We start from the raw sequence: 7667 nt of genomic DNA, 5'->3' as shown, positions 1-7667 counted from the left end.
AGATCTGTCACGATAAGGGTGCACCGATGATGGCGGCCCCGTGTTGGGTTCGGAGCGGTTACAGCATTTCGGCGGCCATGAAGGTAAAATTTCGTCTTCCTTCCCAGCGCCCTGCCGGCGTTACACCTCCCAGACCGTATATACGGTCTTAGATCTAACCGGCCGGGAGACCTTAGCCCAGGGTTTACCCTGGGAAGGCGTTTCGCCCCCGACTCAGCCCTACACCCCTTCTCAGGATGGTTAAGCCGGTTTTAGCCCCGAAGGGGCGGCAGAACCTAGCCCAGGGTTTACCCTGGGTAACCGTCAAATCACGATCGAGCCCTCCTAAGGCGTCACGCCGGTACGCCCTCCCTAACAAACGCCCGCCCCGCCGGGTTGGATTTGCTGAAGGGGCGGCAGAAAATGCGAACGACACCTTCTGCCGGCCCTTCAGGCCTCCGACGAGGAAGGGGGCCGCTTCCCAGGGTAAACCCTTGGCTAGGTTCTACCGGCCCGTTGGGCCTAAGACAACCTTTTCTCTCGATGGTCATCGAAATGGTATAAGGTCCCCCGGCCCGTTGGGCCTAAGGCCGATCCAACCGCTACAGAGCGTCCTCCGGCGCGACACCCCCCTCAGCCGACATCAAAGAAATAATTTATTGAGGTTTCAGAGACAGGATCACTAGAGCATAATGTGGTCTAACCCGGCTTTTTACCAGCCGTTGCCCAACTATCCGGATATGATTCTATCAGTGAAGGCTCGATAACCGTGATGGGGTGTGATTGCTGCTTAACGCCATAAACTTGGGTTCGATTCCCTCCAAGATTCAAGGTTCCCGCATCAGCCGGGCCATTTCCGCAAAGAGATCGAGGTCATGGACAAAGTCGGCCGGATCGGTTTTAGGCGCCTGGTGCCCGGTCACGTTTTCATAGAACGCCTTCCATTCTTCCACGAACGGGTCGCCCCACGCCGGATGCGCGTCGATTTCGGTCACCCCCCCTCCCCGGTTGGCTTCCGTCACGATGAGCCGGACCGGCGAGTTGCGCACGTAAGGCGTGTCGTACCGGACCCGGACCAGCCTCTCGGCCCCGTACACCTCCAGGTGCGTATCATAGCGGGCGATGCGGTCGATGCCGGTCTCAAATTGGCAGACGTACGGGCCATAATCGAACGCAGCCGCCAGGTAGAACCCTTCTGCGCGCTGCGCGGCAAAAAGCACGCGCTTGGGCATGCCCAGGAGTTCGCGCATGGCCGAAAGGTCATGGCTGCTCAACCCCAGCATCAACGTGTAGGCTTTCCTTAGCGATTCCGTTACTTTCCCGCCTAACGCTTCTTCCACCAGCGCATCCTCGCGCGCCTTCGCGTCGAGTTTCAGGGATTCCGGCAACTGCGGATCGCGGATCACCCGGGAGGTGGCGTTGATGATCAACGAGTTCAGCCCGATGAAATCGTGTACCCGGGCAAACCTGATCGGGCCCATCTGCCGGACCGCCTCGCAGGCACCCAGGAAGGCGGGCGCGTACCGGCGCATGTAACCGACCTGAACGACGACGCCCCGGCTCTTCTGCGCGGCGATAATCTGGCCGGCTTCACGGTGGTTGATGCACATCGGTTTTTCCACCAGAACGTGTTTTCCGGCCGCGATGGCGGCCAGCGTGACCTCGGCGTGAAAGGCGTTGGGGTTGGCCACCAGCACCGCATCAACGTCGGCACGGTTGACCAGTTGACGGTGATCCGTCGTCAGCGCCGGGACATTCCAGAACCTGCCCAGTTGCTCCAGGATCACGGGGCTCACGTCGCACAGGGCCGTTACCTCGTAACGGTCCGCCAACTGGTACAGGCTCGGCCAGTGGATGATCTGGCTGACCTCCCCACACCCTACCATCCCGATCCGGAGCTTCCGCTTCGGCGAAGGCCCAGGCCCAGGTCCGGGTGCAGGGCCGACGGGTTCGCTGCCGGTTTGTTGTTCTCCTGTGCGTTGCGTCGACATAGTTGTTCCCCCGGTGTCAGCCTTTAACCGCCCCGGCCGTGGCGCCGGAGACCATGTATCGCTGGATGCAGAAAAACAGGATCAGCGTCGGAATCATGCCGAGCGTGGCCGAAGCCATGAGGCTGCCCCAATCGGTTCCGTACTGCTGCATGAAGGATTGGATGCCGACCGGCATCGTCATCCGGTTCTCGTCCCGCAGGAACACGCTGGAGATAAAGAACTCGTTATAGGAAAACAGGAACGAGAAGATCGATACTGCCGCGATGCCGGGCAGGGTCAAGGGCAGGATGATCTGAACAAAGGCCCGCATCGGCGAGGCGCCGTCGACGATGGCCGCTTCGTCCAGGTCCCTGGGGATGCTGTCGAAATAGGAGCGCAGCATCCAGGTGGCAAACGGCAACTGGGTAACCGTGTAGACCAGGACAACGGGCAGAAAGCTGTTCACCAGGCCGAGGCGGCGGAAGAAAATAAAGAGCGGGATGATCGCGAGGATCAGCGGGAACATCTGCACCAACAGCAACATCTGGTTGTAGCTCCCCAGAATCCGGGCACGAAACCGTGACAGGGCAAAACCTGCCAACCCGGCTAAAACGATCCCCAGCACTGTGCTGAGAGACGCAACGACGGCGCTATTGACCAGGAACGCCCAGAAATGCGTGCGGGTACTGACGTAAGCATAGTTGGCCAGCGTCGGCTGGACGGGCAGGATGCTGCGCGAGGACAGGATATTTTCAGTCGTTCGAAACGAGTTGAGGGCGACCGTCAGGATGGGAAAATCGACGATGAAAATGATTACCAAGCCCACCAGGAGAAGCAACCATCGTCGGTTTGAGCGCATACGCTGCTGATCGGTTCCCGTGGTTAAGCGATTTTCCGCTGCTGGCGCATCATGAAGGTAGCGAGCACGGTCAGGACCACCAGGGTGAGAAGGGCGACGGCCGAGCCACGGCCGACGTCGTTGCGTCCGAAGGTGTAGCGGTAGGCGAGCAGAATCAGATTCTCGGTGGCATTCGACGGGCCGCCCTGCGTCAGGAGGAAGGGGGTTTCAAAGTCGTTGATGCTCCAGATCACCATGAGGATCGCCTGGACGATGGAGATGTTCTTAAGGTGCGGCATCGTGATGTGCCAAAACATCTGCCAGTGGTTGGCTCCATCGATCCTGGCCGCCTCGTACAAGGTCTTGTCGATCACCTGGAGTGCAGCCAACAGGCTTAACATCATGAAGGGGAAACTGCGCCAGATCTTGATGACGATCACGGCTACCATGGCCCACCCGCTCTCGCTCAGAAAATAAATAGGCCCAAGGTGAAGATCGCCAAGGAGGACGTTGACGAGCCCCCCGCGGTCGGCGATCAACCATTTCCAGCTCACGATGGAAACCACGGCCGGCACGATCCAGGGCAGGAGCAGGAGCACGCGGCAGAGGCCCCGCCCGGGAAAGTCCAGGTTGAGAAACAGCGCCAACGCCAAGCCGATGAGGTAGCTGAACAGGACGTTGAAGAACGCAAAAAGAAAACTGAACCAGAGCGAATGGTAGAAATCGGTGGAGCCAAACAGGCGTTGGTAGTTCTGCAATCCGACGAAGGCGCCGGTGTTCAACAGGTTGCCTTTGTGCAGGCTGTACGAAGCGCCGCTGATGAACGGATAAAATTCGATCACGCCGACGAGGGCGAGCGACGGCAGCAGCAACAGGTAAGGCAACCACTGGATCGGCGCCTTGCGCCTGATGGGCATGGATGCCGGTCCGGCGGCAGCCTTGGGGCTCCGGATGGCTTCGGTCGCCATGGCGTTAACAACAATGCCGCGTCGGCTCGCGGGCAACCCGCCGGGCTGCCCGCGCGACGGGGCAAATTCAGGCCGGCTTAATCCTCCATAATCGATTTCACCCGGTCAGAGGCGGCCTTGACCGAGCCGCTGACGTCTTTGCCCTGCAGCAGGTTCTGCATGAGCGTTTGCATGACGCCTTCGCCTTCAACTTCGTTGAGCTTTGGAAAAATCTCAGTCGCGTGCGTGGCGGTGGTCTTCCCGACCGGCACGTAATTTTCCAGGATGAACTTCGTTTCGGCATTTTCCTGAAAGTACGGGTCGGCGGCGAACGATTTTCGGACCGGCAACTGGGTCACGTGCCCTTTGGTCCAGAGATCTTTCTCGTGCTCGGACCACCATTCCAGAAACGCCTTTGCCTCGGCAGGGTGCTTGCCTTGTTTGTATAACATGATGTTATTGACCCAGAAGATTGTGCCTTGATCGCCGTGCGGCCCGGTCAAAGGTTTCAGGATCCCGATCTTATCGGCAATCTTCGGCAAACGGCCGCTGAGGCCGGGCGGAAAAAGCGTCAACGCACCCGTACCCTGGCTGAACCCGCTAACCGCATCGTCATCTTTATAACCGGCGCTGGCGGGGTTGACGACGCGGCTTTGCACCAGGTCCGACAAGAACCGCAACGCTTCGAGGTTTCGGTCGGAACCCAGATCAGGTTTTCTATCCGGGGTGAACAGGCCTCCCCCGTTGTTAAGCATCAGCGTGTACACCCACTGCGACCCAAGCGTATCCCCGCAGGCCACGAACCCGTACTGGCCCGCCTTGTCGTTGGTCAAGGCCTGCGCGGCGGACTTGAACTCCTGCCAATTGGACGGAGGTTGGATGTGCGCCTGCTCGAGCAGATCCTTGCGATAATACCAGACCCGGATGTCGATGGCCCACGGGAGCGCCACATAGTGGTTGTCGTATCGAAGCGTGTCGACGGTTTTGGGCAGAAAATCGTTCAGTTTCCCATTGGCTTGCCACGCGCTGATCAGGTCGTCGATCGGCAGGATCGCTCCCTGATCGTAAAGCTGAACCGCTTGGTAACCGGCCCCTGTGCTCAGGTCGGGGGCTGTGCCCGAACCGATGGCCGTCAGGAAGGTCTGATACCAGTTGCTCCAAGGGATAGAACGGTAAGTGACGGTGATGTCGGGGTGTTCCTGGTTAAATTGCGCAACGAGCGCTTTACCGGTATCGATGTATTCCGCGGGTCCCCAGATCATGTCCCAGAACTGGAGGTCGACGTGTTCCCTGGCTTGGCCAGTAAGGATGCCGGCGAACGCGGCAGCAGCCGCCACCGCCAGGGAGGCGAAGGGGCGTGTTTTCGGCAGACGCAGTTTTGTGGGGGTCTTCATGGGATCAGTAAGGGATGCTGGGGGGACGCTGGCGGGGATGAATGGCGTCAACATCGGGTCGCAGGCGGAAAACGGGCAAGGGCCTCCCGGGAGCCAGCCGGCGGGCGTTATGCCGGACAAACAGAAGAGGGAGGGTCCGATCACCCTCCCGCCACTCTTCGACCGCAAGACCGTCCTCACCGGAATGGTCCCTGGTTTCGCGCCGAGCCTGGATCGTCCTACTTGGCCTCGTCGATCCGCTCAGCTTTGTCGAGGTTGGAGCTGTCCACGATAAACGGCGGAACCGACACGCTCTGCATCGGCGTTTTGTCCCGGATGAAGCCTACCAACTCGTCGAGCGCCGTCCGCACTTGCTTACCGGGCGACTGCTCCACGGTGGCCGACATATCCCCGTTACGGATCGCCTGCAACGCTTCAGGCAGGGCATCGTAGCCGACTACGGCGACCTTGCCCTTCGACGCACCCGACTGTTGCAGGGCGGAGACGGCGCCCAAGGCCATGTCGTCATTGGAACTGACGATCACGTCCGGCGGGGTTCCCAGAGAGGTCAACAGGTTCTGGGTCACGGTCATCCCCTGGTCGCGGTGGAAGTTGGCGGTTTGATCCGCCAGCACCTTGTACTTGTCCCCCGCCGCCTTGATCACCGCGTAAAAACCTTCGGCCCGATCGATGGCCGGGCTGGATCCCGGTTCGCCGCGCAGGAAGATGATTTTAGCTCCATTGGGAAACTTTTTGGTCACCCACTCCCCTTGGGCGCGGCCACCGGCCACATTATCCGCCCCGACATGTGGGACGGGCTTGCTGGTGCCGACCACCCGGCGGTCCACCGTTACCAGGGGGATGTCGGCCTGGAGGGCTTCGTTGACGGCGGGCACCAGCGCGTGAACGTCGTTGGGCACCAGCACGATGCCGTCCACACCCTGGGTTATGGTGGTGCGCAGGTCACTGGATTGTTTGGGCGAACTGCCTTGCCCGTCCTGGAGAAACAGGTCCACTTTCAGCTTCCTGGCCTCGTCGTTGGCCTGGTTGCGCATGAACGCGAAGAAAGGGAACGCCATGTTCGGCACGTTGAGGGCCAGCCTTTCGGTCTTTGCTTGCGCCGTGGGCATCGAGGCGGCCAACAAGGCGGCGCATCCGGCCATCAGGCAAGCCGTCATAAAGGGATTTCTGGTCATTGTCGTAGAGGGAGGGAACGGGGGTTGGTTAGTTTTCGCCGCGGCAGGGTGAAGGAAAACGAGGGGACACGAGGTTAAACGAAAGGCAGTTACGACTGCTCGCATGCATTCGGGGGGACACAATTGGCGCGGTATCGTCGTCAGAACGCCACCGGGCAATTAATCTGGCAACGTTCTTATCGGAGGGGGAGAACTGTCAAACGGAAAAGCAACAATTGTTGGCCGGGCTGCAGCGTTCGGGAGCGCTGTGTGCGGACCGTTGACGAGTCCGGGTGGCGGCCGGCACGCGGAGTTCGGCGGGATCACCGCATCACCAGGTAAACGAGCGGGATGATCCCGACGGGCAGCAAGAAGCAGGGCACCGCGTTGGTGCGCGCCACGTCGAGCGACTTCCGGCCGAAAGCGATGAGCCAAGCCAACCGGCGGCCCCAAGCGCCGCGGCGACGCAGGCGTTTGAGGCGGCGCAGGCGGCGCCGGTACCGGCGCTGGCGGGCCAGTTCGGCCAGAACGATCGACGTACGCGGGGAGCGCACCGGAGTCCCGGCCTGGGACCCCGCTTTCGCCGAACCGGGCGCGGAAAGGACGCTCATATCACCGCTTTCCTAAGCATTCCGGGCGGCAAAGTTTCAGGATTTCTCAGAACAAGCTCGTACTTTCCGGAGATGTGACGGCGTTAGCCATACCCGAAGCCATGCAGGGTGTGCTGACGGCAGACTCCCTGGACGCACCGGCACGCCGTCTGGTAAGGTGAATTGTGGCCAGAACCTTTGCGATCGGAACCGTCTGTGCAGGGCTCGCCTTGGGAGGTTGTTGCTCGAAGTGGTGGGAGGATTTTCCGCCGGAGAAAAAAGGATGCGCGGACCAGGTGGTTATCTACTCGAGCCCACCTGCACGCAATTATTTCATGGTCGGCACGGTCTCATCTCCCGGCGGGCGTAACACGGTTCCGGCGGACAATTACCGGCGGATACAAAGCGAGGCGGCTTGCCTCGGCGCGGCCGCGGTGATCCTCACGGATCAAACGCCGGTCGAGGAGCCTGATTTCTGGCAGTACCCTCATACGGGCATAGCAATCGTGTACCCCACCAGCCGCCTCTGAACCCTGCACAGCGGCGGGTTTGGCGGGTTTGGCGGGCACAACGTAAGAGTTCACACGGTCACACGGCGGGCGCGGCGGGTTTGGCGGGCACAACGTAAGAGTTCACACGGCGAACACGGCGAGCACGGCGAGCCACGGCGACCACGGCGGGAAGAGGGATTACAAGCTTGACATTGGCGCCGCTTCCCCAAGCTCGTGCCCGACACCCGACACCCGACACCCGACACCCGACACCCGACACCCGTCACCCGTTACTCGTCACTCG

At 60.7% G+C, this 7667-nt stretch carries 7 protein-coding genes; 1 reads left to right on the top strand and 6 read right to left on the bottom strand.

The window, feature by feature from the left end; genetic code table 11:
• Window positions 1-806 precede the first annotated feature (806 nt).
• From JO015_14440 to JO015_14415, 6 genes are all read right to left on the bottom strand, one after another.
• Window positions 807-1865 (bottom strand): Gfo/Idh/MocA family oxidoreductase, encoded by a 1059-nt coding sequence (locus JO015_14440; GenBank protein MBW0000297.1) that lies wholly within the window; start codon window positions 1863-1865, stop codon window positions 807-809.
• 121 nt (window positions 1866-1986) lie between these two features.
• Complete coding sequence (locus JO015_14435; protein MBW0000296.1) at window positions 1987-2808, bottom strand: carbohydrate ABC transporter permease; 822 nt, start codon at window positions 2806-2808, stop codon at window positions 1987-1989.
• A gap of 23 nt (window positions 2809-2831) precedes the next feature.
• The gene (locus tag JO015_14430) at window positions 2832-3704 is read right to left on the bottom strand and encodes a sugar ABC transporter permease (protein ID MBW0000295.1); all 873 of its coding nucleotides are present in this window, start codon (window positions 3702-3704) and stop codon (window positions 2832-2834) included.
• Window positions 3705-3832: 128 nt separating this feature from the next.
• Window positions 3833-5128: a sugar ABC transporter substrate-binding protein gene (locus JO015_14425; GenBank protein ID MBW0000294.1), complete on the bottom strand. Its 1296-nt coding sequence runs from the start codon at window positions 5126-5128 to the stop codon at window positions 3833-3835.
• 218 nt (window positions 5129-5346) lie between these two features.
• On the bottom strand, window positions 5347-6303 hold the full coding sequence (locus JO015_14420; protein MBW0000293.1) for a sugar ABC transporter substrate-binding protein: 957 nt from the start codon (window positions 6301-6303) through the stop codon (window positions 5347-5349).
• 302 nt (window positions 6304-6605) lie between these two features.
• Window positions 6606-6893 (bottom strand): hypothetical protein, encoded by a 288-nt coding sequence (locus JO015_14415; GenBank protein ID MBW0000292.1) that lies wholly within the window; start codon window positions 6891-6893, stop codon window positions 6606-6608.
• A 164-nt stretch (window positions 6894-7057) separates the two neighbouring features.
• On the opposite strand from JO015_14415, the gene JO015_14410 reads away from it, so the two are divergent.
• Window positions 7058-7402: a hypothetical protein gene (locus tag JO015_14410; protein MBW0000291.1), complete on the top strand. Its 345-nt coding sequence runs from the start codon at window positions 7058-7060 to the stop codon at window positions 7400-7402.
• Window positions 7403-7667: the final 265 nt, after the last annotated feature.

This window comes from Verrucomicrobiota bacterium, from assembly GCA_019247695.1.
Lineage (GTDB): Bacteria > Verrucomicrobiota > Verrucomicrobiia > Chthoniobacterales > JAFAMB01 > JAFBAP01.
This window is presented reverse-complemented; position numbering and strand designations above follow the sequence as displayed.

What these genes read in the sequence shown, in the direction of transcription:
- JO015_14440 (MBW0000297.1), bottom strand. Translation starts at nt 1,865, where the DNA reads ATGGTAGGGTGTGGGGAGGTCAGCCAGATCATCCACTGGCCGAGCCTG.
- JO015_14435 (MBW0000296.1), bottom strand. Translation starts at nt 2,808, where the DNA reads ATGCGCTCAAACCGACGATGGTTGCTTCTCCTGGTGGGCTTGGTAATC.
- JO015_14430 (MBW0000295.1), bottom strand. Translation starts at nt 3,704, where the DNA reads ATGCCCATCAGGCGCAAGGCGCCGATCCAGTGGTTGCCTTACCTGTTG.
- JO015_14425 (MBW0000294.1), bottom strand. Translation starts at nt 5,128, where the DNA reads ATGAAGACCCCCACAAAACTGCGTCTGCCGAAAACACGCCCCTTCGCC.
- JO015_14420 (MBW0000293.1), bottom strand. Translation starts at nt 6,303, where the DNA reads ATGACCAGAAATCCCTTTATGACGGCTTGCCTGATGGCCGGATGCGCC.
- JO015_14415 (MBW0000292.1), bottom strand. Translation starts at nt 6,893, where the DNA reads ATGAGCGTCCTTTCCGCGCCCGGTTCGGCGAAAGCGGGGTCCCAGGCC.